Source organism: Autumnicola edwardsiae (genome assembly GCF_031846505.1).
Taxonomy (GTDB): Bacteria; Bacteroidota; Bacteroidia; order Flavobacteriales; family Flavobacteriaceae; genus Autumnicola; species Autumnicola edwardsiae.
This window is the reverse complement of record NZ_JAVRHP010000013.1, coordinates 25,048-47,537: the sequence shown is the minus strand read 5'-3', so window position 1 is coordinate 47,537 and position 22,490 is coordinate 25,048. Positions and strand designations below refer to the sequence as shown.

At 37.6% G+C, this 22,490-nt stretch carries 22 protein-coding genes; 12 read left to right on the top strand and 10 right to left on the bottom strand.

Annotated features, from left to right (window positions below; all coding sequences use genetic code 11):
- Positions 1 to 134 precede the first annotated feature (134 nt).
- A complete protein-coding gene (locus RM529_RS04310; protein WP_311483516.1) occupies positions 135 to 1,649 on the bottom strand; it encodes a DEAD/DEAH box helicase in 1,515 nt (504 codons plus the stop codon).
- 233 nt (positions 1,650 to 1,882) lie between these two features.
- On the opposite strand from RM529_RS04310, the gene RM529_RS04305 reads away from it, so the two are divergent.
- Positions 1,883 to 2,596, top strand: a complete 714-nt coding sequence (locus RM529_RS04305; RefSeq protein WP_311483515.1) for a Crp/Fnr family transcriptional regulator — start codon at positions 1,883 to 1,885, stop codon at positions 2,594 to 2,596.
- Positions 2,597 to 2,684: 88 nt separating this feature from the next.
- Entirely contained in the window at positions 2,685 to 3,245 is a 561-nt protein-coding gene (locus RM529_RS04300) for a hypothetical protein (protein ID WP_311483514.1), read from the top strand.
- 62 nt (positions 3,246 to 3,307) lie between these two features.
- Here RM529_RS04300 and cysM read toward each other — a convergent pair whose 3' ends face one another.
- Positions 3,308 to 4,192 carry a cysteine synthase CysM gene (gene cysM / locus RM529_RS04295; RefSeq protein ID WP_311483513.1) on the bottom strand — a complete coding sequence of 295 codons (885 nt, stop codon included), beginning with the start codon at positions 4,190 to 4,192 and terminating at the stop codon, positions 3,308 to 3,310.
- Complete coding sequence (locus RM529_RS04290) at positions 4,189 to 4,980, bottom strand: serine O-acetyltransferase (RefSeq protein ID WP_311483523.1); 792 nt, start codon at positions 4,978 to 4,980, stop codon at positions 4,189 to 4,191. The genes cysM and RM529_RS04290 overlap by 4 nt, the downstream gene beginning before the upstream one ends.
- A gap of 505 nt (positions 4,981 to 5,485) precedes the next feature.
- Here RM529_RS04290 and RM529_RS04285 point away from each other — a divergent pair.
- On the top strand, positions 5,486 to 6,706 hold the full coding sequence (locus tag RM529_RS04285; RefSeq protein WP_311483512.1) for an MFS transporter: 1,221 nt from the start codon (positions 5,486 to 5,488) through the stop codon (positions 6,704 to 6,706).
- Between the two features lie 3 nt (positions 6,707 to 6,709).
- Here the strand turns inward: RM529_RS04285 and RM529_RS04280 are convergent, their stop codons facing one another.
- The 3 genes from RM529_RS04280 to RM529_RS04270 are packed head-to-tail and all read right to left on the bottom strand — an operon-like array spanning position 6,710 to position 11,409.
- Positions 6,710 to 8,587 (bottom strand): T9SS type B sorting domain-containing protein, encoded by a 1,878-nt coding sequence (locus tag RM529_RS04280; protein WP_311483511.1) that lies wholly within the window; start codon positions 8,585 to 8,587, stop codon positions 6,710 to 6,712.
- A gap of 44 nt (positions 8,588 to 8,631) precedes the next feature.
- Positions 8,632 to 9,141, bottom strand: a complete 510-nt coding sequence (locus RM529_RS04275) for a DUF6155 family protein (protein ID WP_311483510.1) — start codon at positions 9,139 to 9,141, stop codon at positions 8,632 to 8,634.
- Complete coding sequence (locus tag RM529_RS04270) at positions 9,142 to 11,409, bottom strand: FUSC family protein (RefSeq protein WP_311483509.1); 2,268 nt, start codon at positions 11,407 to 11,409, stop codon at positions 9,142 to 9,144.
- A gap of 202 nt (positions 11,410 to 11,611) precedes the next feature.
- On the opposite strand from RM529_RS04270, the gene RM529_RS04265 reads away from it, so the two are divergent.
- Positions 11,612 to 12,607 carry an NADP-dependent oxidoreductase gene (locus tag RM529_RS04265; RefSeq protein ID WP_311483508.1) on the top strand — a complete coding sequence of 332 codons (996 nt, stop codon included), beginning with the start codon at positions 11,612 to 11,614 and terminating at the stop codon, positions 12,605 to 12,607.
- A gap of 90 nt (positions 12,608 to 12,697) precedes the next feature.
- Here the strand turns inward: RM529_RS04265 and RM529_RS04260 are convergent, their stop codons facing one another.
- Together RM529_RS04260 and RM529_RS04255 are read right to left on the bottom strand one after the other, a co-directional pair.
- Positions 12,698 to 13,444 carry an SDR family oxidoreductase gene (locus RM529_RS04260; RefSeq protein WP_311483507.1) on the bottom strand — a complete coding sequence of 249 codons (747 nt, stop codon included), beginning with the start codon at positions 13,442 to 13,444 and terminating at the stop codon, positions 12,698 to 12,700.
- 477 nt (positions 13,445 to 13,921) lie between these two features.
- Positions 13,922 to 14,635 (bottom strand): SDR family oxidoreductase, encoded by a 714-nt coding sequence (locus tag RM529_RS04255; protein WP_311483506.1) that lies wholly within the window; start codon positions 14,633 to 14,635, stop codon positions 13,922 to 13,924.
- Between the two features lie 225 nt (positions 14,636 to 14,860).
- On the opposite strand from RM529_RS04255, the gene RM529_RS04250 reads away from it, so the two are divergent.
- The 4 genes from RM529_RS04250 to RM529_RS04235 all read left to right on the top strand — a co-directional run bounded on the left by RM529_RS04250 (position 14,861) and on the right by RM529_RS04235 (position 17,053).
- A complete protein-coding gene (locus RM529_RS04250; protein WP_311483505.1) occupies positions 14,861 to 15,235 on the top strand; it encodes a hypothetical protein in 375 nt (124 codons plus the stop codon).
- Between the two features lie 98 nt (positions 15,236 to 15,333).
- Entirely contained in the window at positions 15,334 to 15,951 is a 618-nt protein-coding gene (locus RM529_RS04245; RefSeq protein ID WP_311483504.1) for a YqaA family protein, read from the top strand.
- Between the two features lie 137 nt (positions 15,952 to 16,088).
- Positions 16,089 to 16,868, top strand: a complete 780-nt coding sequence (locus RM529_RS04240; protein WP_311483503.1) for a DUF1206 domain-containing protein — start codon at positions 16,089 to 16,091, stop codon at positions 16,866 to 16,868.
- 32 nt (positions 16,869 to 16,900) lie between these two features.
- Positions 16,901 to 17,053: a YqaE/Pmp3 family membrane protein gene (locus RM529_RS04235; protein WP_311483502.1), complete on the top strand. Its 153-nt coding sequence runs from the start codon at positions 16,901 to 16,903 to the stop codon at positions 17,051 to 17,053.
- 111 nt (positions 17,054 to 17,164) lie between these two features.
- Here RM529_RS04235 and galE read toward each other — a convergent pair whose 3' ends face one another.
- Positions 17,165 to 18,196, bottom strand: coding sequence for a UDP-glucose 4-epimerase GalE (gene galE, locus RM529_RS04230; RefSeq protein WP_311483501.1), 1,032 nt, complete (start codon positions 18,194 to 18,196; stop codon positions 17,165 to 17,167).
- A gap of 160 nt (positions 18,197 to 18,356) precedes the next feature.
- Here galE and RM529_RS04225 point away from each other — a divergent pair, with 160 nt between their 5' ends.
- The 4 genes from RM529_RS04225 (at position 18,357) to RM529_RS04210 (ending at position 22,067) form a co-directional block, all read left to right on the top strand.
- Positions 18,357 to 18,641: a DUF3817 domain-containing protein gene (locus RM529_RS04225; RefSeq protein WP_311483500.1), complete on the top strand. Its 285-nt coding sequence runs from the start codon at positions 18,357 to 18,359 to the stop codon at positions 18,639 to 18,641.
- A gap of 3 nt (positions 18,642 to 18,644) precedes the next feature.
- Complete coding sequence (locus tag RM529_RS04220; protein ID WP_311483499.1) at positions 18,645 to 19,943, top strand: mechanosensitive ion channel family protein; 1,299 nt, start codon at positions 18,645 to 18,647, stop codon at positions 19,941 to 19,943.
- Between the two features lie 29 nt (positions 19,944 to 19,972).
- Entirely contained in the window at positions 19,973 to 21,064 is a 1,092-nt protein-coding gene (locus tag RM529_RS04215; RefSeq protein ID WP_311483498.1) for an endonuclease/exonuclease/phosphatase family protein, read from the top strand.
- A 76-nt stretch (positions 21,065 to 21,140) separates the two neighbouring features.
- Complete coding sequence (locus tag RM529_RS04210) at positions 21,141 to 22,067, top strand: mechanosensitive ion channel family protein (RefSeq protein ID WP_311483497.1); 927 nt, start codon at positions 21,141 to 21,143, stop codon at positions 22,065 to 22,067.
- A 1-nt stretch (position 22,068) separates the two neighbouring features.
- Here RM529_RS04210 and RM529_RS04205 read toward each other — a convergent pair whose 3' ends face one another.
- Positions 22,069 to 22,458 (bottom strand): acyl-CoA thioesterase, encoded by a 390-nt coding sequence (locus tag RM529_RS04205; RefSeq protein ID WP_311483496.1) that lies wholly within the window; start codon positions 22,456 to 22,458, stop codon positions 22,069 to 22,071.
- Positions 22,459 to 22,490: the final 32 nt, after the last annotated feature.

The window sequence follows — 22,490 nt, the reverse complement described above, 5'->3', positions numbered from 1 at the left end:
AGAGGTCCTCCAAAATTGACAATTTTCATCCTGTATAAATCTATCCGGTCATTTCCGGACCGTCTTCAAAATATAAAAAAGCCGATATTTGCCATTTTTGAATGGCCTCTTAAAAAACTGCTTCCGCAGAAAAATTAAAACTCCTTATTGATCTGCATTCTTAGTTTCCTCGAATAATCTTCTTCTAACCAGTCCCTGTAATTCTTGGTACTCTTACTAATGCAATAAGAATATTGCTTAATTCTTGAAGAAATATCGTCTTTAAGCTCTTTTGCGAGGATACGGGCATCAAAAACATCTTCACTGTTCTCCACACACATTTTAACGTGTTGATCCATAGACCATTCCAATACGGTTTTGGATTTCAGTCCTTTCTTGATCACTTCGTCATAGGCACTCTCCACATCATAATCCACCTCTTCAGAATTGGCAAATTTCTCTCGTACTTCAGGTGGCATCTGGTACTTAAATTCTCTTTCTATCTCTTCATCACTAAGAAGATTTTCAAAATAGAAATCAGGAGATCTAAAAATTTGTTTCCAGTCCACAGGAGCGCTCCAGTTGCCAAAACGCGCAAGGTTGTTCCCCAGATCAATTACATTAAACTCCTTTTTTCCAGGTAATACACGCGATCCCCGGCCAATCATCTGGAAGTAAAGTGTAAGGGATTTGGTAGCACGATTCAGGATAATGGTGTCTACAGTAGGTTCATCAAAACCAGTTGTAAGAATACTTACCGAAGTTACAATAGCATCTGGTGTGTGCTTAAACCACTTTAAAATATCTTTTCTATCCTGTTTGCTGGTGGTATTGTCCAGGTGCCTGACTTTTAGACCGGCATTTCTAAAGGTTTCATAAACTTCTATTGAAGTATTAATACCATTGTTGAAAATAAGGGTTTTCTGTCCTTTAGAACGTTCCATATAGGCATTCAGCAGCTTTTCCTGCATCGAGAAATTCGAATACAGTTCTTCTGAAGATTTTACCGTATAATCCCCGTTCATCCCTATTTTAAGCCCGGAGAGGCCCACATTGTAGCTAAAAGTTTTTGCTTTGGCTAAAAAGCCTTTTTCTATAAGTGAAGATATAGAATCCCCAACAATAAGCTCCCGGTAATTGTCCTTCATAGGAAGTTTAATATTGGAACTTAACGGAGTCGCGGTTACGCCCAGGATAAAGCACTTTTCAAAAAACTTGAATAACTTCCTGAAGGAATTGTAATGCGCTTCATCAATAATTACCATTCCTATGTTCTGCAAATCCAATTTTTCGTCATGAAGACGATTGTTTAAGGTTTCCACCATAGCAACAAAGCACATATAGTCTTCCTGGTCTGGAAGTTCTTTTACTTTACTGTTTATAATTTTATTGCGAACACCAAAGTCGGTAAGCATTTTAGAAGTTTGCTTACAAAGTTCTATCCGGTGCGTGAGGATCAAGACTTTCTTTTGTGTACGCTGAATGTACTCCCTTACAATTTGTGAGAAAATAACTGTTTTCCCACCTCCTGTAGGAAGCTGGTAAAGTAAATTGTAATGCTCTGGATGTTCATCAATAACACCAAAAATTTTCTCTATGTCCTTTTGCTGGTAGTCATATAGCTCTTTCTCTACTTTCTTATTCTCAATTCCAAATGTCTCGATTTCCATAGGCTTTATTAAGTCTGCAATTTTGCAAAAATAGTAGATTTTTAAAGTAATATAAAATCTTTTGGATAAAATAAGATTTTAATTTTTGTGTATGCATATCACAATTTTTTATGTAATTTTATGATTATCATATAATTACGATATTTTGTAACATTCTATTCTGCACTTCGTCTTTTTATAAACGGAATGGTCACCGTGATTTCTCCCCACTTCCAATCTTTAATTACTATAAAATGAAGGGAAAAAATTTGGTTTACCAACGTTACAGAAGGTCTTTAGAGAATTGTAGTTTACTCTCAGAGATGGATGATCCTACTTTTAAAAGTCTAATCTCTCTTTTTTATGAGGAGAAATGGCCTAAAAACACCTGTTTTATAGATGAAAACAAGTTTTTGTGTAAGTTCTTTATAATTCTGCAGGGAAGAGTAAAGATGTATCAGATCGATGAAATAAGTACTAAGGAAGTAACCTTATTCCTGCTCACAAAAGGAGATTTTATGGATCTATTTTGTCTTTTAGACGGTAGCAGGCATAAAGTTTACTATCAAAGTCTTGATGATGTAAGGGTTCTAGCTGCACCCATGGAAAATTTACATAAATGGCTTCAAAAAAATCCGGAATATTATAAAAATCTTTTGTCCTACGCTGGTAAACAGCTGCGCATGCTGGAAGATTATGTTTCAGATATTACTTTTACCGATATTTCTACACGATTATTAAAGCTCCTAATTACCAACGTTAATAAAGATTCCAACAATCTGGAGTTAATTAATGATCTTTCCAATAAAGAAATTGCCTTTCTGATAGGTTCTACGAGGGCCGTAGTAAACCGCCATATTCAGAAGCTAAAGAAAAATGGCTGTGTTCTCACATCGAGAGAAAATCTCCAGGTAATGAATCTCCCCCTGCTTATAAGTCTGTTGGAAAAGAAAAGCACAAATTCCTAATTGTTAAAAACTGATTTTGTGCTACTTAGGTAGTTTTTAATGGGTGTTAATGATGCTACTTTTAGTACTCACTTAAAAACTTCTAATCATGAAAAATGCAATCACTCTTTTAATTTTAGCAGGTTTCTTCCTCTCTTTCGAGACAAAAAATATAGACTTGGAGGAAGTTAAAGTAAAGCCAACAGAATCTTTTACAAAAAACCTGGAGACAGCAAATGACGAATTCCTTATTCCAGAAGAACTTAATGATAAGTTTGAAATTAACGCCATTGGATTTATTTGCAACAATTTTAAAATGAAGGAATATCTTCAAGAGAATCAGATGAAAGGTTCAGACTCCTATGAAGTGACCTTTAAGAGCCGCAAAGGCTTTCTACGGGCCAACTACGACATTAATGGTGACTTGGTAAAAACCGTACAAAGATTTAAGAATGCGGCATTACCGTACGAAGTAAGAAATAAAATATTTAACGAATACCACGGATGGGATATAACCAAAAGCACGTTTTTTGCCATAGGAACAGGTGAGAAAATGGATAAAGGCTGTTATAGAATTATTGTAGAAAAAGGAAATAGAAAAGAGCGGATTAAAGTTCACGTTACCAATAATTCTATGAATAACACCCGGAATGCCCTGGTTGTAAATTAGATCATTTTCTATTTTGAATTAGTACTGGAGAGAGGATTTGTGTATAATGTAAATCCTCTTTTTTATTTAAAAAGATCTGACGATAAATATCGGTCGCCCCTGTCGCAAATAATACTCACTACCAGACCTTTATCAATTTCTTCGCATAACCTAACAGCGGCTGCTGTTGCTCCACCACTACTCATTCCGGCAAAAATACCTTCTTCTGTAGCAAGCTTGCGGGTCATTTTTCGCGCTTCATCTTCATTTACTTCCAAAATTCTATCTACTTTTTTGGCATCAAAAATTTTAGGTAAATAAGCTTCAGGCCATTTCCTAATTCCTGGTATGCTCGATTCGTCTTCAGGCTGCACCCCTACTATCTGAATCTCTTTGTTTTGTTCCTTTAAAAAAGTGGAAGTACCCATAATCGTCCCTGTAGTACCCATAGACGATACGAAGTGGGTTATTTTATGGTTAGAATCTCTCCAAATTTCGGGTCCGGTGGTATTATAATGTGCTTTCCAATTATCGTTATTACTAAACTGATTGAACATAAAAAAATTTCCTGTCTTAACTTTATCTTCGGCATAATCCCTTGCTCCTTCTATACCGCCGTCTGCATCTGTAAGGGTTACTTTTGCACCATATGCCCTCATGGTTTGTACTCTCTCTATAGTAGAATTCTCAGGCATTACAAGTTCTATATCCAATTTAAAAATACCGGCAATCATGGCAAGCGCAATCCCTGTATTTCCACTGGTGGCTTCAATAAGTTTTGTTTCTTTTGTAATCTCCCCCCTATCCATGGCATTTTTAATCATAAAATAAGCTGCACGATCCTTAACACTACCTCCCGGATTTTGTCCCTCCAATTTCAGGTAAAGTTCTACATTTGAATTGTTAATCAGCGTATTGGCTTTTACCAGCGGAGTATTACCAATTAACTTTATAATAGATTCATTCATTTTTGAGCAGCTTTTTTAATATTTATCCGTGGATTGTGTGAGACCATGGAATCAGCAGGAACAGAAGCGGTAAGCCACACATTTCCTCCTACAATGCTGTTGGCGCCAATTATTGTTTCTCCTCCAAGTATAGTGGCATTGGCATATATAGTAACATTTTCTTCTATTGTGGGATGCCTTTTTACACTTCTCATCTTGCGGTCTACATAAAGGGCGCCAAGGGTTACTCCCTGGTAAATCTTTACGTTGTTCTTAATAATTGCAGTTTCCCCGATTACAACCCCGGTTGCGTGGTCTATAAAAAAAGGCGTTCCTATTTTAGCTCCCGGGTTAATGTCTGTACCCGTTAAGCGATGGGCAAACTCCGTCATTAACCGCGGTACTAGTGGAAGTCCAAAATTGTAAAATTCATGACTTAACCTGTAAATGGCGATAGCAAAAAAACCGGGGTAAGAAAGATAAACTTCTTCTATAGAGTTTGCTGCGGGATCGTTAACTGCAATTGTACGGGCATCTTCGTTTAGCTTCCTGAGCACTTCCGGAAGTTTTTCCAGATATTCTGACCATATATCCCTGCAGGGTTTATCTGGCAACCAGCAAACAAGATCTGCCAGTTCTTCAAAAAGCTTTTCCAACTCATCAATGTTTTCCGGAACAGGAGTGTCATTATCAAAAAGAGTATAAAAAAGCTTACGTGTGAATTCTTCGGTTTTCTCCTTAATAGAAAACCTGAGATTCGGATTTCTTTTATTTTCCTGAATCTGGTCAATTACCGATTGTTTATTTATTACAGCCACTGTTTACCGGAATTTTTATTTGAAACTCAAAAATAAACAATAGCAATCGAATTTTAGGCTATATTCTAATAAATGCTGTTGATTACTGAATAAAGAAAATTGCAGTATTGGTCTGGAAATTTATGAGTTAATTATTTGCCAATCTGTACACATTCAAAGCTGTTTTCCACGTAAATTTAGTATAAGATATTATTATTAACCATAAATATTTTAATCATGGCAGAGAAATCAAAAAAACAGGATCCAAAGAAAAAAGATTCTGAAAAAAAGCAGGCTCCTCAAAGGCAAGGGGAAAAGATGGACAAATCTAAAAAGTAACATCATTGCCATTATTCTCAGGCCACCTCACAAGGGTGGCCTTTATTATTTCATAAGATTTATAATTTTACAATCTCCTGAAGCATCTCAAGGGATTAAAAATAAATTCTAAATACTTTCCTCTTTCTTTTTCAGCAAATCGGGTAATAGTATCTTTGCATTTCCGAAAAAGTTAAGATTGAAAGAATACTACAGATTTTTACAAACCAACTTCAGAAAAGTCAGTTTTGGATGGCTGCTAACCTTCCTTTCCAGCTTTGGACAAACCTTCCTGATCTCTTTATATGTTCCGGAAATCATTGAAGCTTTTGCAATTTCTGAGGGAGGATTTGGTGCTATTTATGCCGCCTGTACTGTAACTGCTTCTGTAATTATGCTAAGTGTGGGGCATACCGTAGATCATAAACCGACCAAAACAGTAACCGCTTTTACGGTGTTAAGCCTGGCAATTGCAAATATAATACTTGGTTTTTCCTACCATATCGCATTTTTATTTATAGCACTTATAGGGATGAGATTGTGTGGACAGGGTTTGCTAAGCCACATTAGCATGACGATCATGTCCAAACGCTTTACAGAGAACCGAGGTAAGGCCCTAAGCGTTTCCTCCCTGGGATACTCTGTTGGTGAAGCTATTTTTCCTGTAATAATCGCTTCTATTATAGCCTATTTCGACTGGCGTATTGCAGCAATTGTAAGTGGCGTGGCCCTCCTTCTCTATCTTATCAAATTAAAGTTTACAAACCTCGAAGAATTTGATCAGGATTTATCTTCAGAAGGACGACCTTCTGCATTTTCACTTCTAAAGGATTACAAAAATGTAGTTTTCGATAAGCGATTCGGGATAATGATGCCTGCAAGTTTTATCTTAGGATTTACCAATACGGCGATCTTTTTTTACCAGTACGTGTTTGTTGAGGACAAAGGATGGTCTCCGCAGCTCTATGCCACCTTTTTCACCGTTTACGCCATAACGAGGCTAATTTTTTCCTTACTCGGGGGAAGCTGGGTAGATAAAATATCTGCAAAAAAGATGTTCAGGTTTTATATTATCCCAATGAATATAGGTTTGCTTCCGTTCGCATTTATGGAAAGTATAATGGGAGCGCTCATCTTCCTTATCCTGGCCGGGGTAACCAGCGGCATGTCTGGAACTGTGAAAACATCGGTTATTGCGGAAATCTACGGAATTAGAAAAATGGGCGCCATACGAAGTGTATTTAGCATGTTTATGGTTTTAAGCACTGCCCTGGGGCCTTTAATTGTTGGATTTATGATTGATGCAGGAATTAGTTTCAGCACAATTATGCTCCTACTTTTTGCTGCAATGGCACTTGTAGTTCTAAATTGCCAGAGAATTGCAAAAATAAAACCTATAGGGCAGGAAGTTAAAGTCTGAATTTCATCGCATTAAGCTGAAGTGGCCTTTAATAGTTTTATACCCCTCAATATAAATGTGGTACCAGTAATCTGAAGCGGGCAATGCATTTCCTTCAAAAATTCCGTTCCAGGAAAAGTTTTCCCCATTGCCTATTTTCAGCAATTTGCCATAACGGTCAAAAATCCTTATTTCTGAAGAAGGAAAATATTCTACTCCGTTTAAACTGAAGGTGTCGTTATATCCATCATCATTTGGTGTAATGAACTCTGGTATAACTATATGCGGAAATTGTCTTGAAACTGTGGCACAGCCGCTGAGATCCCTTATGTATGCAGTGTAAATTCCGCCGGAAATTCCTGTAAAAACATTCGAATCCTGAAAATTTGTACCATCCAGCGAGTACTCGAATGTACCGCTATTTGCCGGCACTATGGTGATTGTATTTTCTTCAGAAATAATATCTGCTATTGCGGCTACATCTGTAGGTGAAACCGAAAAGTTCTTAACTACCTCACAACCTTCCGCAGTAGAAATACCGACGTTATATTCTCCGGGGCTATCAATTATAATTGTCTGGGAAGATTCCCCGGTTGACCAGTTGTAAGACATTCCCGAAACCCCGGCATTGAGTGTAAGGGAAGCGCCTGCACAAATTTGCCAATTTTCGTCCTCTACCTGCGGCGCTTCGTAAATAGTAAATTCTACCGCAGTTCTTGGACTCACCTCACAATCGTAATTTGTTTTTTTTGCTTCAGCATAATAAATACCGGCACTTTCCGGACTGAAAGAAGCGGTATTTTCAGCAATTAAGGTACCACCTGTAGCAGCATCATACCAATTTACGGTTTCATCACCTTCAATTTGCACAGAAAGCTCCGGAAAGGGCTCTCCGCTACATATTAGTATATCTCCATTGCTTACGGGAGCCTGCGGCGTTGGCACTACATTCACAAAAAAGGCTTCAGAAGCAGAGCTGCAGAGATTATTGGCAAGATTCACCTCATCTTCAGCTACTTTTACCCTAAAATATGTAGAAGTGCTTATTAGATCGGATACATAACTATCTCCCGTAGCGCCTGCTATATTTTGCCAATTTTCGCCATCCTCACTTTCCTGCCACTGGAAAACGTGACTTTGATAAATAGAATTATCTGGTGTCGCACTTAATTCCACATTTACCGGAGCATCAGATCCACAAACCACCATTTCTGCTCCGGCGGTTTCTTCGGAAGTAACAGTGGTCAAATCTCCACAGGACCTAAAAATAATATCATCTATTGCAAGATCATTACCGCAGCCACCTTCGCCATTATTGAACATTTTTAGGATTACCGAGTCCTGCCCTGCCTCACTCTGGAAAGTAAGCGCATACTGCTCCCAAGCCGGACTTGAACGAGAAGCGATAGCACCGGTACTACCTTCTTTTAGAAGCTGTGTATCGGTTTCGTCCCAAATCTCAAAACGAACATTAATTGGAATCCCGCCATTGGGGCAGTTAGGATTTTGCCTGTTATAGATATTTATCAGGTATGCTGAAAACTCGTAAGAAGTATTTTCACAGAGGTTGGTAATTTCCGTTTTATAAAATTGGCCTGAAGTAAAATCTGCATTAACAATTAGTGCCCGTTCATTGGAAAGTGTAGTATTCGGCAAAAAACTGTGCCAGGAATTTATTTGCTGTCCCACACCTCCCGCAATCGTGTACTGCCCGTCCTGTGGATCTCCGGTCACATAAGAGTAACTTGTTGTACCGAAAGGAAATGGAGAGCCGCTGCCGTTACCCGAGCCAAAATCCTCATGAAAAATAGGATCTCCTTTACTTCCCTCACAAATTGCAAGTTGGGCAAATGAGGATGTACAGCTAAGTATGAAGAAAAACAAAAAGACAAACCTGGTCATTTTTCAAATGTACAGGAAATTACCAGGATTAAGAATATGAACAGTTAATGAAATTGATCCATTAATTTTTCGAATCGGAATTTATTTGGCCATTCCTGCTCCTGAGTGTTTACTTCAATTTTATGCATCCTGGGAATAAATTCTGAAGCCAGATTATTCGCAAGTATAAAACCGCAAGCTTCCTCAAAAGATTTATACATGCTGCGGAAAAAAGCTTCTTTGATTTCGCGGTCTGCGGAAAAAGCCTGGGCTATCTCGATATTATAAAGCATAACATCTGCAAGTAAAAGAGAATCTAATCCAAGCTTCAGAAAATGTTTTATATGTTTTTGAGCAACAGACCTTCTCGCCTTGGGCCTCCTGGAAGTCGTAGGGAAGTATTCCTTAGAAATTTTATATTTTGCATCCTGTACAAGCTTATCTTCTTTTGGATTAAACACAAAATTGTAGAAGGTTTTTACCTCGCCAAACCTCTCGTACAGATCCAGAATTTGTTCTTCCAATTGTTCCTTATCAAGGGAATTAAGATATTTTTTTAAGGCTCTTTTACTCATTTAATTCCAGGTGTTTTTCAGGATCTCTTTAGACTCTGATACTGTTTTTCTAATAGTTGTAGAAATATCTGAAAGCCATCTTACCTGGTTATTCACCAGCTGGGCTTCCTGCAACTGCAGCCTCATATCGGGATCAATTTCTACTTTTCCCTCCCTAATTTCGGTAACCCGTTTTTCCACCAAATCTTCATAGGTTTTTCTAAGTGCCATTGCTGCTCCTTCAATTTCAAAAGTTTTTTGAGAAGCTTCCTCCAGGCTTTTGTTCAGGAGCAACTGTTCTGAAGTTTTTAAATTTTCAGAAATAAAATTGGTAAAAATTTCAAAGTTAACTGAAGCTGCGGTCGTTTTATGATTTTGAATATACGTGCCAAGAGAGGCCAAAGCCGACAAAAAAGTCTGATTTAAACCCACAATTTCATAAATCCGGCTAATGGCTTTCTGCCTGGATTTTGGCTCCTGCGTCATTCGCTGAAAAGCTGCACTCAAATTTCCCATTTCCAGAAAAGCTTTTTTCCTGGCCAGCTTGTAACTTACAGGCATTTTTCCTTTTGTGTGATAAAAAGTATCTACTTGTTCTAAGTATTTCCTGTTTGCGGCAATACTATTATGAATATAATTTTTGATGCCCTGCAATTCCCATGAGGGCCATAAAAAATAATTTCCCAAAGCCGCAAGGCCGGCACCAATTAGCGTATCTACAATTCTATACTGGATCACATTCAGGACGTTTGGCTGCAGTAAAGCATAAATAAAAATGATACTTAAGGTTATAAAAATTGCTGCTGTTCTGTAATTCCTCTGGATCAAAGAAAAAGCCAGGGTTAAAGAGCCTATTCCCAAAATCATGTAGACTATTTCATTTTGAGTAATATAAACAATTCCCACAGCTATTGCGCCGCCAATTAGAGTCCCTATGATCCTTTGTTTTGATCGATCTCTGGTAAGACCGTAGTTTGGCCGCATAATTACCGCGATGGTGAGGATAATCCAGTATGCATTTTGAATAGAGAAATATATCCCAATGGAAAACCCGATGATCACCACAACTGCGAGCCTGATAGAATGCCTGAAGATGATGGAGTTAAAACTAAAGTTTTCAATAAGTATCTTTGGATCGTAATCCTGCGGAGTAATAAACTGTGATACCTCTTTACTCTTCATAAAAAGTTTCTTCTCGCTCTCCAGGTTGTTCAGTATCCTGAAAATGCTGTTCACCCGTTGCACCTGCTGCTCCTGATAATCAAAAAGATTTCGTAGCAACAGCATAGTTTCCCTCCTTTCATTTATATCTATTTCTTTGCGGAAATTCAGTAGTCCCGCATCTAATTTGCCTAAAGAAACTTTCAGGGTATTGGCCGGTAATTCTTTATTATATTTTAAAGATGAAGCGATTTCCTCAAGATGCTCTGCCATGGCATTAAGCAAGCTTTGAATATTTTGAAACTGTTCCTGCTCTCCTCTTAGAAGTTCATCCATTTTAAGGTAATCTACAGGGTTTGCCATTGCCAGCTCCAGCATATCTACAAGTTCCATAAAAATCAGTAACCGCTTTCTGGCATAATTGGAATTACCTGAAGTCTTTCTGGAACTTATCAGAACTTCACGCAGACTTTCATGTTTTTCGTTAAGCTCTGTCTGAAGTAAAAATAATTCCTTCTGAAGATGATCCCGCTTCTGATCTTCAGTATAAAGCTTAGCCCTTATCCGAAGATATTCCGCAGTAAGTTCCATCGTTTCTGCTATCAAATGCTCGGTTTGCTTCCGGGGATTCAGAAAATTCCAAAGAAGGCTTAAGCTTAGATACCAAAGGCCTCCCAGGACAATTAAAATCCCTCTTTGCCAAATTTCCATATCTGTAGAAAGGTTGGCAAAGCTTATTACGACCGCTAAAAGCCCGGAGAAGGTAACCAACGAAGCCCTAAAGCCGAAAACTGCCAAATAACTGATAGCGAACATAAGTAAACCCAGCACCGGAATAATAAGGTACAGACTTACCTGCGCATAACCAGAAATGACTGACGAAACACCGGCAAGAAGTGCGGCGCAACCTACCCCCGTTACCTTATGTTTAAAACTACCGGCAACATCGCTGGGGGAACTTAAAAGACATCCGGAAGCAATTGCAACTCCTGTAATTACATTCGAAAAGTATGAAAAAACGGCTATGGGTATAACTATGGCGATAGTAAGAACAATGGCCTTGGAAAAATCGGTGCTCCTTAGAAAATCCAGCAGATCCTTGAAATATTTTGAAACGGATAAAATCAAATAGTTGTTGCTTTTCTTTATTAACGGAATTTACAAAGATAACTTCTTACACAGGAAAGGAGCTTTGCATATAAAACAAAATCCAATTATAAATTTCTTCTAACCCTGTGCATTCCTTTTATGATATTATTATAGGGGTAATTTTGGTAAGAATATTTTATGATTGTAGCTTAGAAAGAACTATCAAAACGTATTTAATCCTATGTATAAATATATTGTTTTAAAAAACAGACCAGAAGGAAAACCTTCCAAGGATGACTTTGAAATCAAAAAAATGGAGAAACCACAACCCGGCGAGGGAGAAATTCTTCTTAAGGCTTTATATGTCTCTGTAGATCCCTATTTAAGAGGAAGAATGCGTGATGAGAAATCTTATATTCCTCCTTTTAAACTGAATGAACCGATCGAATCTATGGTCATAGCTCAAGTCGAAGAATCCCAAAATGAAAATTTTAGCCAGGGAGATTATGTAAGCGGAATGCTTGACTGGAAAGAGTATCAGCTTTCAGATGGTAAAAATTTAAACAAGGTGAAAAAGGATGATGCTCCTTTAACCGCCCATCTGGGAATCCTCGGGCTTACAGGCATTACGGCTTATCTGGGCCTTGAAAAAATAGGAAAACTTAAAGAAGGAGAAACGCTTTTAGTCTCTGGTGCGGCAGGTGCTGTTGGGAGTGTTGTGGGGCAAATAGGAAAGATAAAAGGATGTAAAGTAGTAGGAATTGCCGGCAGTGATGAAAAAATACGAAATATCACTGAAAAATTTAATTTTGATGAAGGCATAAATTATAAAACCACAGACAATATGCAGGAAGAAATAAAAAAAGCCTGTCCGGATGGTGTAGATGTATATTTTGACAACGTGGGTGGAGAAATTCTTGATGCAGCAATTACTAATATGAATAAATTTGGCCGGGTGGTAAACTGTGGTGCCATAGCGCTATATAATGCTGAAGAAAGACCTACGGGACCACGACTGGAAACCTTCCTGATTAAAAAAAGTCTTTTAATGCAGGGCTTTACGGTAAGGGATTATGCAGAAGACTTTCAGTCTGTTGTAAAACAGCTTTCACAATGGTTAAGGGAAGATAAGTTGACATACGAGGAAACTATCGTAGAAGGATTTGAAGAAATTCCGCAGGCTTTCCTGAACCTTTTTGAAGGAAAAAATCAAGGCAAAATGGTTGTAAAAGTATAATTCGATTATGAGCAGATTGTTGTAATAAAAAGAGAGGTTATTTTGGGAAATACAAAACAACCTCTCTTTTCTTAATAACTAAAATTAAAACTATTGTTGCTGCTCTGTTGGCATGATGTACACATCGTTAATATTAGTCCTCTTTGGCTGACTTAAAGAATAAAAGATAGCGTCTGCAATGTCCTGCGCTTCCAGTGGAGTTAAATCCTTGAACATTGGCTCCATATCTTTCTGAATTTCCTCATCTGTAATTGTATCAGTTAATTCAGTAGACACAAAGCCTGGATCAATAGAAGTCACGTTAATTCCAAATTTAGGAGCTAATTCTGCCCTAAGGCCTTCAGTAAACATTTTTACCGCAGCTTTTGTAGCGCAGTATACGGCACCACCTGGATAATACTTTCTTCCGGCGCTAGAAGAAATGTTGATGATATGACCGCTTTTTTGTTCCATCATTGTGGGTAAAACCGCAGCTACTCCATTGGTAACACCTTTGATATTGACATCGATCATTTTATCCCACTCCTCTACATGTAAATTTTTAACGTAAGAAAGTGGCATTAATCCGGCATTATTAATAATTCCGAAGATCCCGCCAAACTCTTCTAAGGTCAACGAAACAATTTTTTTAAAATCTTCTTTGTTGGTAACATCTCCTGGAATCACTAAAGCCTTCCCACCATTTTGCTCTATTTCCTTTTTAAGGGAATTTAATCTGTCTTCGCGGCGTGCACTTAATACGACATTCGCACCTTCCTGAGATAATTTTTTAGCTGTAGCTTCTCCTATTCCACTAGAGGCTCCAGTTATAATTATTGTTTTTCCTTTAATACTCATATCTATTTTTTTTTGATTTACTCGAAATTTAAAGGATTACTAATAGTAAAAACCTTCGTTTTCTATTTTTAGTACGCCTTTAACGGCACGACTTAACGTAGATCAATAAATAAGATATTAACTTCTTAAAATATTAATGATATCGATTTTGACAGTAGCTAAGAGTGGGAAAAATTGGTCGTCCCCTTTGTATTAAAATGATGTATGGAATCTGCAACGTGAGATAGTTCATATTACGACAGAAAGAGATAGGTGAACCTCGTTAAATTATTTCAGAAATAATTTCTCAGAACATACCGAGTATCCCAAAGAAAAATAACTAAAAAAGAAATTTTATACAGAGAGTAGTAAAGTTAAAAGGATTAACCTACAGAGTATCGTCCTGAAATACGTTTTAAAACCCGACAGCAACTACGCGAAAAACATCCGCGGGTATTTGGCCCTCTAAAATAAAATCTCTTTTTTAGGATCCAAAGATTATTTCTTTGGAGGTTGTGAAGGCCGTACTTCTATTTTACTGGGTAAAGTACGCGGATTCATTTTTAGAAGATCCACTACAAGTTCCCCAATATCTTCCGGCTGAATTTTCCAGGCATCCTCCGGTTTCGGCGTATTGTCGTTAAAATGAGTCGCCACAGATCCCGGCATGATAGTACTAACATTAATCCCTTTTTGTCTCAGGTCCAGCATTACCGACTGGGTAAAACCGGTAAGCCCAAATTTACTGGCGTTATAAGCTGAACCACCGGGGAAAAAGTTTGTTCCTGCAAGGCTCGAAATTGTAATAAGGTAACCTTTAGATTTAGTGAGGGCATCTAAAGATACTTTTACACTGTAAAAAACTCCGGTCAGGTTAGTTTCTATTGTGTCCTGCCACTGTTCAGGAGTTAACTCATCTATAGGTGCAAAATGCCCCACTCCGGCATTAGCTATCACAACATCTACCTGACCCCATTTATCTGTGACTTTTTGGATTGCTTTCTGCTGGCTCTCAAAATCACGCACATCGGCTTCCACTCCTAAAACCTCTCCTTTAGACTGCAATTGTTTTGAAGCTTCTTCTGCACGTTCAGCCGAACGGCTTGTGATGGCTACCCTCATTCCTAATGCTAAAAGAGACTCTGCCACACCGTATCCTATACCTTTAGTTCCCCCTGTTATAAATGCTACTTTTCCTTCTAATGAATTCATCTTTTTTAAATTTTGAATTGTTTTAAAACTAATGAAGATTGGCATCTCACTGAAAGATAAAAAACTAATTTATTGTTAATTTTCAACTGAAAAGACTGCACAAAATCTGAGTTAAAATCTTTCACACAAGCACAAAAAAAGTAACTTTGCAGAAAATAAGAAAAAGCTTCATTTAAAAAGTCTTTACAAACTGGAATCGTTTAACCTGATTTAATATATCATCCCTTGGAAAATATAAAAGCTCAAAATTTATTAAATAAAATTCACCGCGATTTAAATCGCAACGGAATTATCATTAATACTTTAGTAAAGGATCTTCAAGAATTAAGGAACCTTGTAGTTGAAGAAGGTAATCCCTTATTGGCAAAAGTAATCAGGTTAACCTACGAACATATAGAGGCTTCTGAAGGTTTTGAAATCTCTATTCCGGATGACGAACCTGTTGAGGAAGGTGAAACAACTGAGAATTTTGAAGAAACCAGCGGACAGGAAAGTTTGGATTATTTATTCTCTTTAATGGCAGATCCTTCAAATAAAGTTAATGAAATCGAACTTCGGGAGTATGTAAGTGCTTTTCAAGCCTATGAAGAGGAGAATTAGCATTTTCCTTTTTCTGAATAAAATCTGCAACGAAATCATTCAGAAAATACGAGTTTCTTAATCCGGGCTCAGGATAAGTAATTGCTAAAAATTTGTCGATGAAAAGGAAAGCGAAATCTAAAAAGAAGTCGCGTATACGCTTATTACACCAGTATTACAGTTATACGGGATTCTATAGGTTTGTATGGAAGAGTGTTAAAAAAGCAGTTGTGCCCATTGTTCTTTTTATTGGAGCCTTACTTGCTCTGGATTACTTTGTGCTAGATATTGAAGGAATGCTGGTAACGGTTACAGAAACCTATTCCCCGCTAGGAATTATTAGCGTATTTTTTATTTCTGAATCGCTACTTGGACTTGTCCCACCCGAATTATTTATCGCCTGGTCCGGAAAATCTGCCAGTCCTATTTTAAATCTTTCATTACTGGCGGCTGCTTCCTATACTGGAGGAATAGTATCTTATTTTATTGGTAAAGGGATTACCAAGATTCCTTCTGTTCATCAACAACTCGAAATAAATATGGCACAGCACATTGCAAATACAAGGAAGTGGGGCGGCTTTTTAATTATTGTTGGAGCTTTACTCCCTATTCCATTTGCAATTACAAGTGTTGCAGCCGGAATCATTAGATTTCCTTTTGTTAGTTACCTCATGTTTGGATTGCTTCGTTTTGTACGATTTTATCTCTACGCACTGGTTATTTATGAAATGGTCTAAAGATTAACATTTCCCCTTAAAGCCTTACAAAGGTTAATTAAAGTTTTCCTAATAGTAATAGATATCTCTTTGATTTAAAGTAAATTCAGTTTAACCAAACTAAACGACTGAACTGAATGGACTCAAAATTTAAGAAGATGGCTCGTACAGGATATGTTGCTAAAGGCAGCGTATATGCAATCACGGGTGTCCTTACCTTTATGGCCGCTTTTAGCCTGGGAGGACAAAAAACAGGTAAATTACAAGTAATAGAATTCCTTGAAAAACAACCTTTCGGAAATGCACTTTTAATTCTTATTGGCTTAGGCTTGCTCTGTTACGCGGGCTGGCGTTTTATCCAGTCCATAAGTGATCCTGAAGATATAGGTTCAGACAAGAAAGCCAAGGCTAAACGGACAGGATTTTTTGTAAGTGGTTTAATTTACCTTGGACTTGCAATTTACTCTTTTATGCAGCTTATAAATATGGGCCCTTCCTCAGGAAGTGGCGGTGGTGGCCAAAGTTCTTCTTTCCTTGCAGGACAAACCGGAGTCTACATTTTTGCAATTATCGGCACTGCATTAGCTGTAGCAGGATTTTTTCAGATTAAAAAGGCTTATACCAACGAGTTCTTGAAAAAATTTAATTACAAATCTATTTCTGAAGAAAAACGAAGGAAAACAATTAAGAATACTGGATACCTTGGACTTATCTCACGCGGCATAATTTTGGGAATTCTTGCTTTCTTCTTCATCAGGGCTGCAATAGAATCAAATACATCGGATATTAAGAGCACGACAGATGCCTTTTCTTTTATCCAGGATTCTGCATATGGTTCCTGGTTGCTGGGAGCAGTTGCAGCGGGGTTAGTGTGCTATGCTATCTATATGTTTATGATGGCCCGATACCGTCAATTCCAGGACGGTGAAAATGAATAATATAAATAATTAATCACTAAAATTTAAATAATATGTTAACGATAATTTTAAATATTCTCTTACCACCCGTAGCGGTCTATATGAAGCATGGTGTGGGTTCTACTCTTTTAATAAGTATAGTCTTGACTATAATAGGATGGATACCCGGCGTTATTCACGCTTTCCTGGTAAATGGCACCAGATAGTTAGCGCGAAATTCAGCAGGTTAAATGAAAAAACCGGCATCTTTTCAAAAAAAGAAGATGCCGGTCTTTTTATAAGGCCGAAAATTGACATTTTACGTACCTCTCCTTTTTTTATTCCTCAGCTTTAGATACCTTCTGCTCCCATTTCCAGGCACTTTGTAATGCATCTGCCAAACTACGTTTAGCCTTCCAACCCAAATCCTCATTGGCTTTTTCTGTATCTGCAAACGCGGCAATAACATCCCCTTCTCTACGATTGGCAATTTTGTACGGCAAATTTGCACCTGTGGATTCCTGGAAAGTACTTATCACTTCCAAAACAGTATTACCTTGTCCTGTGCCCAGGTTAAAGACCTCAAAATTTGAATTTTCCTGACCTTTTATTAGGCGTTCTAAAGCTACAACATGCGCCTGGGCGAGATCCATAACATGAATATAATCTCTTATGCACGTACCATCCCTGGTAGGATAATCATCACCAAAAACAGACAATTCCTTTCTTTTACCTATTGCTGTTTGTGTAATAAAAGGTACAAGGTTTTGAGGTGTACCAATAGGTAATTCGCCAATTTCTGCGGAAGGATGGGCTCCTATAGGATTAAAATACCTAAGAGAAATAGCGTTTAAACCTGATGCTACTTTGCAGGTATCGGCAATAATTTCTTCTCCAATCTGCTTTGTATTTCCATAAGGAGATTCTGCTTTTTTCACCGGAGCATTCTCATTTATTGGCAATTCATCTGCCTGGCCGTAAACCGTACAGGAAGAACTAAAAATGAAATTTGCACTGGATTTCTCCTGTAGTTCCTGTAACAGGTAAATAAGTGTGGAAAGATTATTTTCGTAATAGAGCAAAGGATTTTCCACACTTTCTCCCACTGCTTTGGAAGCAGCAAAGTGAATAACTCCTTCTATATCTGTGTATTTCTCAAAAAAACTCTTTACTGCGGCTTTTTCCCGCAGATCAATCTGTTCAAAAGCAGGTCTTTTCTGAGTTATACTCACAATCCCTTCCAACACATCTATAGAAGAATTTGATAAGTTATCTATAATTACTACTTCAAAACCTTTTTCTTGCAGAGCTACGACTGTATGAGAACCGATAAACCCCAGTCCTCCTGTTACTAATATTTTTCCGTTCATTTGTTTTTATATTCTTTACTGTGCAAAATAGGAAAAATAGATTCCTTCCGTATTTATTAAAAGAAAAAAATGAATTTTTGTTCCCGGTAAGAGCTAATAGCTTACAAAATAAAGTTGAAATTGCTTATATCCATTATATTTGCAAATGAAAAAGGTTTGTATGCAAAAAGAAAGCAAAAGAAAAACGTTTAAATGGATAAGTATTTTAGAAGGAACCTCTTATTTGATTCTACTATTAGTCGCAATGCCGCTCAAGTATTTTTTTGATCAACCAGAGATGGTACGATTTGTAGGAATGGCACACGGTATATTATTTATTGCTTATGTTATAGTGGCGATGTTGCTCTACAAAACCATGAACTGGAACCTGAAAGATCTTGCGATCATACTACTCTGCTCCCTTTTACCTTTCGGTCCGTTCTACGTAGATAAAAAATACCTCTAGTTTATGAATTTCAACCAGAACTATAAAAACCTTTTCTGTTTGGTAGAAAATGTACTGGTTTCTCAGGGAGTAAATACACTAGTGGCAATATATATTAACTTACTGGTAAATTTAAGCATCCTTTTCCTCCTGATTCTGCTTACAAAATATGTAATCCGCCGCTTTGTTGTTGAAACTTTTAAGACCTTTACAGATAAGACTAAAACAACTTTCGATGACTTTTTATTAGAAAGTAATTTTCCCAAGGATGTAGGACAGATTGTTCCACTACTTCTAATTTATTATTCAATCCCCTATATATTTGCAGATTTTCACTTCCTGCTTAAGGGTTTACTTTTTCTGTTCAATATCTACGTCATTATACTTGCGGTGTGGATTGTACGAAGTCTTATTCGCACCTCCCGTAATTACCTGATGACCCGTGAAGAGTACGGTGATAAACCTATTGAAAGTTACAGTCAGGTTGTTCTTATCATTCTATGGGTAATAGGTTTTATGTTCATTTTTGCTGAAGTTACAGGAAGATCTGTAATTAGTTTTGCGATTTCTTTGGGTGCGGCCTCCGCAGTGCTACTCCTGGTTTTTAAAGATACAATTTTAGGCTTTGTAGCTTCTATCCAGGTTTCAGTAAATGATATTGTAAGGATTGGGGATTGGATTACCTTTAGTAAATATGGTGCCGACGGTAATGTTACCGAAATAAATCTGGCCACGGTGCGGGTGCAGAACTGGGATAATACTTTTACCACAATTCCTACCTACAGCCTTATTTCCGACTCTTTTCAAAATTGGAGAGGCATGCAGGAGAGTCCGGGCAGACGAATTAAAAGAGCTATTTACATTAAACAAAGTTCCGTAAAGTTTTTAAATCAAGAAGACCTTCAGGAATTTAGAAAAATTAAATTGGTTTCTGGATATATAGAGCACCGCCAGGCCGAGATAGATGTGTACAATAACAAGAATAATATTGATAAAAGCCTCTATTTAAACGGTCGCAATCAAACAAATTTAGGCGTCTTCAGAAAATATGCAGATGCCTACCTGCACGAGCATTCTGCTATAAATAAAGACTTGTACATTATAGTAAGGCAACTGGCACCAACAGCGCAGGGACTACCTCTGGAAATCTTATGTTTTAGTAAAGACAAAAGATGGGAAAACTTTGAGTACATAACCGCAGATATATTTGATCACTTAATAGCAGCTGTTCCTTTTTTTGATTTAAAGCTTTTTGAAGCTCCTTCAGGAGACGATATTAAAAATATAAAGCTGGAATCTACTGGAAACGCAAAGCGGGATTAACTATATTAGATCTTTCTTAATTCTCCCTAATGAAATTGAAGCCTTTTTTACTGGGTTTTGGCATTGTGGCCGTGCTTTTCACATTGGCACCCATAATTGCCACAGATTACTGGTGGATTCGCATGTTGGATTTTCCTCACACCCAACTTACTATTCTTACAATGGTGGCACTTGTAGTTTATTTTGCCAGATTTGATATAAAATCGTGGAAAGACTATGCTTTTGTAGCGATTCTCACTGCTTGTTTTATCTTCCAGCTGTCAAAGATTTACCCTTATCTCCCACATAACGAATTTGAAGTTGGAGAGGCTTCAGAAGATGCAGATCCAACGAAAGTAGTCAGGTTTTTTGCTGCAAACGTTCTTCAGGAAAACGAAAATTCAGACTTACTGGTAAGGGAGTTGAAAATTCAAAACCCAGACATTATTCTTTTAACTGAAACAAACCAGATATGGAAAGAAAACCTTACTGAAGCAATTTCAGAATTTCCGTATAAAGTAGAAGTTCCAATGCAAAATACTTATGGTATGCTTTTGTATTCAAAACTTCCTCTAAAAAACCCGAAAATCAATTTTTTGGTAGATGACAGCATACCTTCCATAGAAACCAGGGTGCGCTTAAACTCCGGCAGCGAATTTCAGCTTTTTGCTATACACCCTACACCCCCGATGCCACAACATAACCCCTCCTCTACCGATAGGGATGCGGAAATGATGATAATTGCCAAAAAAGCAAGGGCATCTAAATTACCTGTAGTAGTAGCGGGAGATTTTAACGACGTAGCATGGTCTGGCACTACAGGTCTTTTTAAAACTGTAGGTGGATTGCTTGACGTGAGGGTTGGTCGCGGTTTTTATAATACCTTTGATGCTAATAGTTTTGTACTGCGTTGGCCTTTAGACCACTTCTTTGTTACAGAAGAGTTTCGGGTGGTAGAATGTAAAGCTATTAATACTATAGATTCAGATCATTTTCCTTTTTTTATTACGCTAAGCCTGGAACCTGAATATGCCAACATGCAGAGGCCGGCATCACCAACAAAGGAACAAATTATTAGAGCGAACATCCAAATTACCGAAGCCCGAAATAAACATGAAGAAGAAAGAAGTAAAAAGGATTAAATTATTCGCATCTAAACATTACAAATCTATTCGACTTCAAATTGTTTAAATGCTATTTTAGAAAAAACAGTACTCAATGCAAGAAAATGACCGGTCTTACAGTGTAACCTCGTTAAAAGAATCTTTTGGGCGGTTTTATGATAGTTTTATTGAACAATTGCCCGGAATAGCACTTGGAATCTTGATTATTATCCTTGGAATGCTAATGGGAAGCTGGATTGGCAGGTTCGCCACCAAGAGGATATCTGCCCGTACTGATGATCCATTGATGAGCCGGTTTTTGGGAAAGGCAATTCGTTTCTTTCTTCTTGTAATTGCAGTCATGCTGGGCTTAAAAGCTGCAGGCCTTGGCGGAATTGCAACCGGCGTGCTAACTGCTGCCGGAGCCAGCGCTGTAGTCCTTGGTTTTGCATTTAAAGATATTGGAGAAAATTTTATTTCCGGAATTATATTGGCCTTTAACAGACCTTTTGACATTGAAGATACTGTGGAAATAGGAGAAAACTTCGGAAAGGTAAAAGGTCTTGAATTCCGTTACACCAAATTGAAAACTTTTGACGGAAAAGATGTCTACATTCCCAACAGCGATGTTCTAACCAAACCTGTTACAAACTTCACTGAAGATGGATTTTTCAGGTGGAATTTTACCATAGGCATTGCTTATGAAAATAACATAGACGCGGCAAAGAAAATAGTAATGGAAGCGCTACGAAGAGAACCAACTGTAATAGAAGATAAGGATCATCAGAACTTCGTAATTGAAGATGAACTGGCCACGAGTACTGTAAATCTTAAGATATTCTTCTGGGTGGACACTAAAGATTTTAGACGGCTGGCGTTAATTACCAAAGGAAACGTAGTAAGGGCAGTAAAAGAGGCGCTTGAAGAGAATGGTTTCTATATGCCGGCAGATATACAGGAAATAAAATTATATGGTGCTGGCGTTGAAAATGATTTCCCTGTTCGCATGATCAACAGAATAGACGATACAGCAAAAAAGTAAATTATTTCTCCAATCTGTCCTTTACAAATTCAATTTTAGTTTTGCCATGAGGTTTTGGTTTTCCGTTTTCATCTAAAGAAACCATTACAATTTTATCTATTGTAATAATTATTTCCCTGGTCATTTTATTTCGCACTTCACACTGAAGGGTGAGCGAAGCAGTTCCAAATTTTACAACCTCGATTCCAATTTCCACAATATCACCCTCTCTGGCAGAGCTACGGAAATCTATTTCACTCATAAATTTAGTTACTGTCTTCGGGTTCTCTAACTGGATAATACTATATAATGCACATTCTTCGTCAATCCATTCAAGTAACCTCCCTCCAAACAATGTTCGGTTAGGATTCATATCCCCTGGTTTAACCCATTTTCGAGTGTGAAATCTCATTTTTATTTTAAAAGTAGGTCAAAAATGTGAGC

Coding starts and splice junctions, on each gene's coding strand:
- RM529_RS04310 (WP_311483516.1), bottom strand. CDS start 1,649: ATGGAAATCGAGACATTTGGAATTGAGAATAAGAAAGTAGAGAAAGAG.
- RM529_RS04305 (WP_311483515.1), top strand. CDS start 1,883: ATGAAGGGAAAAAATTTGGTTTACCAACGTTACAGAAGGTCTTTAGAG.
- RM529_RS04300 (WP_311483514.1), top strand. CDS start 2,685: ATGAAAAATGCAATCACTCTTTTAATTTTAGCAGGTTTCTTCCTCTCT.
- cysM (WP_311483513.1), bottom strand. CDS start 4,192: ATGAATGAATCTATTATAAAGTTAATTGGTAATACTCCGCTGGTAAAA.
- RM529_RS04280 (WP_311483511.1), bottom strand. CDS start 8,587: ATGACCAGGTTTGTCTTTTTGTTTTTCTTCATACTTAGCTGTACATCC.
- RM529_RS04275 (WP_311483510.1), bottom strand. CDS start 9,141: ATGAGTAAAAGAGCCTTAAAAAAATATCTTAATTCCCTTGATAAGGAA.
- RM529_RS04265 (WP_311483508.1), top strand. CDS start 11,612: ATGTATAAATATATTGTTTTAAAAAACAGACCAGAAGGAAAACCTTCC.
- RM529_RS04260 (WP_311483507.1), bottom strand. CDS start 13,444: ATGAGTATTAAAGGAAAAACAATAATTATAACTGGAGCCTCTAGTGGA.
- RM529_RS04255 (WP_311483506.1), bottom strand. CDS start 14,635: ATGAATTCATTAGAAGGAAAAGTAGCATTTATAACAGGGGGAACTAAA.
- RM529_RS04245 (WP_311483504.1), top strand. CDS start 15,334: ATGAAAAGGAAAGCGAAATCTAAAAAGAAGTCGCGTATACGCTTATTA.
- RM529_RS04240 (WP_311483503.1), top strand. CDS start 16,089: ATGGCTCGTACAGGATATGTTGCTAAAGGCAGCGTATATGCAATCACG.
- RM529_RS04235 (WP_311483502.1), top strand. CDS start 16,901: ATGTTAACGATAATTTTAAATATTCTCTTACCACCCGTAGCGGTCTAT.
- galE (WP_311483501.1), bottom strand. CDS start 18,196: ATGAACGGAAAAATATTAGTAACAGGAGGACTGGGGTTTATCGGTTCT.
- RM529_RS04225 (WP_311483500.1), top strand. CDS start 18,357: ATGCAAAAAGAAAGCAAAAGAAAAACGTTTAAATGGATAAGTATTTTA.
- RM529_RS04220 (WP_311483499.1), top strand. CDS start 18,645: ATGAATTTCAACCAGAACTATAAAAACCTTTTCTGTTTGGTAGAAAAT.
- RM529_RS04215 (WP_311483498.1), top strand. CDS start 19,973: ATGAAATTGAAGCCTTTTTTACTGGGTTTTGGCATTGTGGCCGTGCTT.
- RM529_RS04210 (WP_311483497.1), top strand. CDS start 21,141: ATGCAAGAAAATGACCGGTCTTACAGTGTAACCTCGTTAAAAGAATCT.
- RM529_RS04205 (WP_311483496.1), bottom strand. CDS start 22,458: ATGAGATTTCACACTCGAAAATGGGTTAAACCAGGGGATATGAATCCT.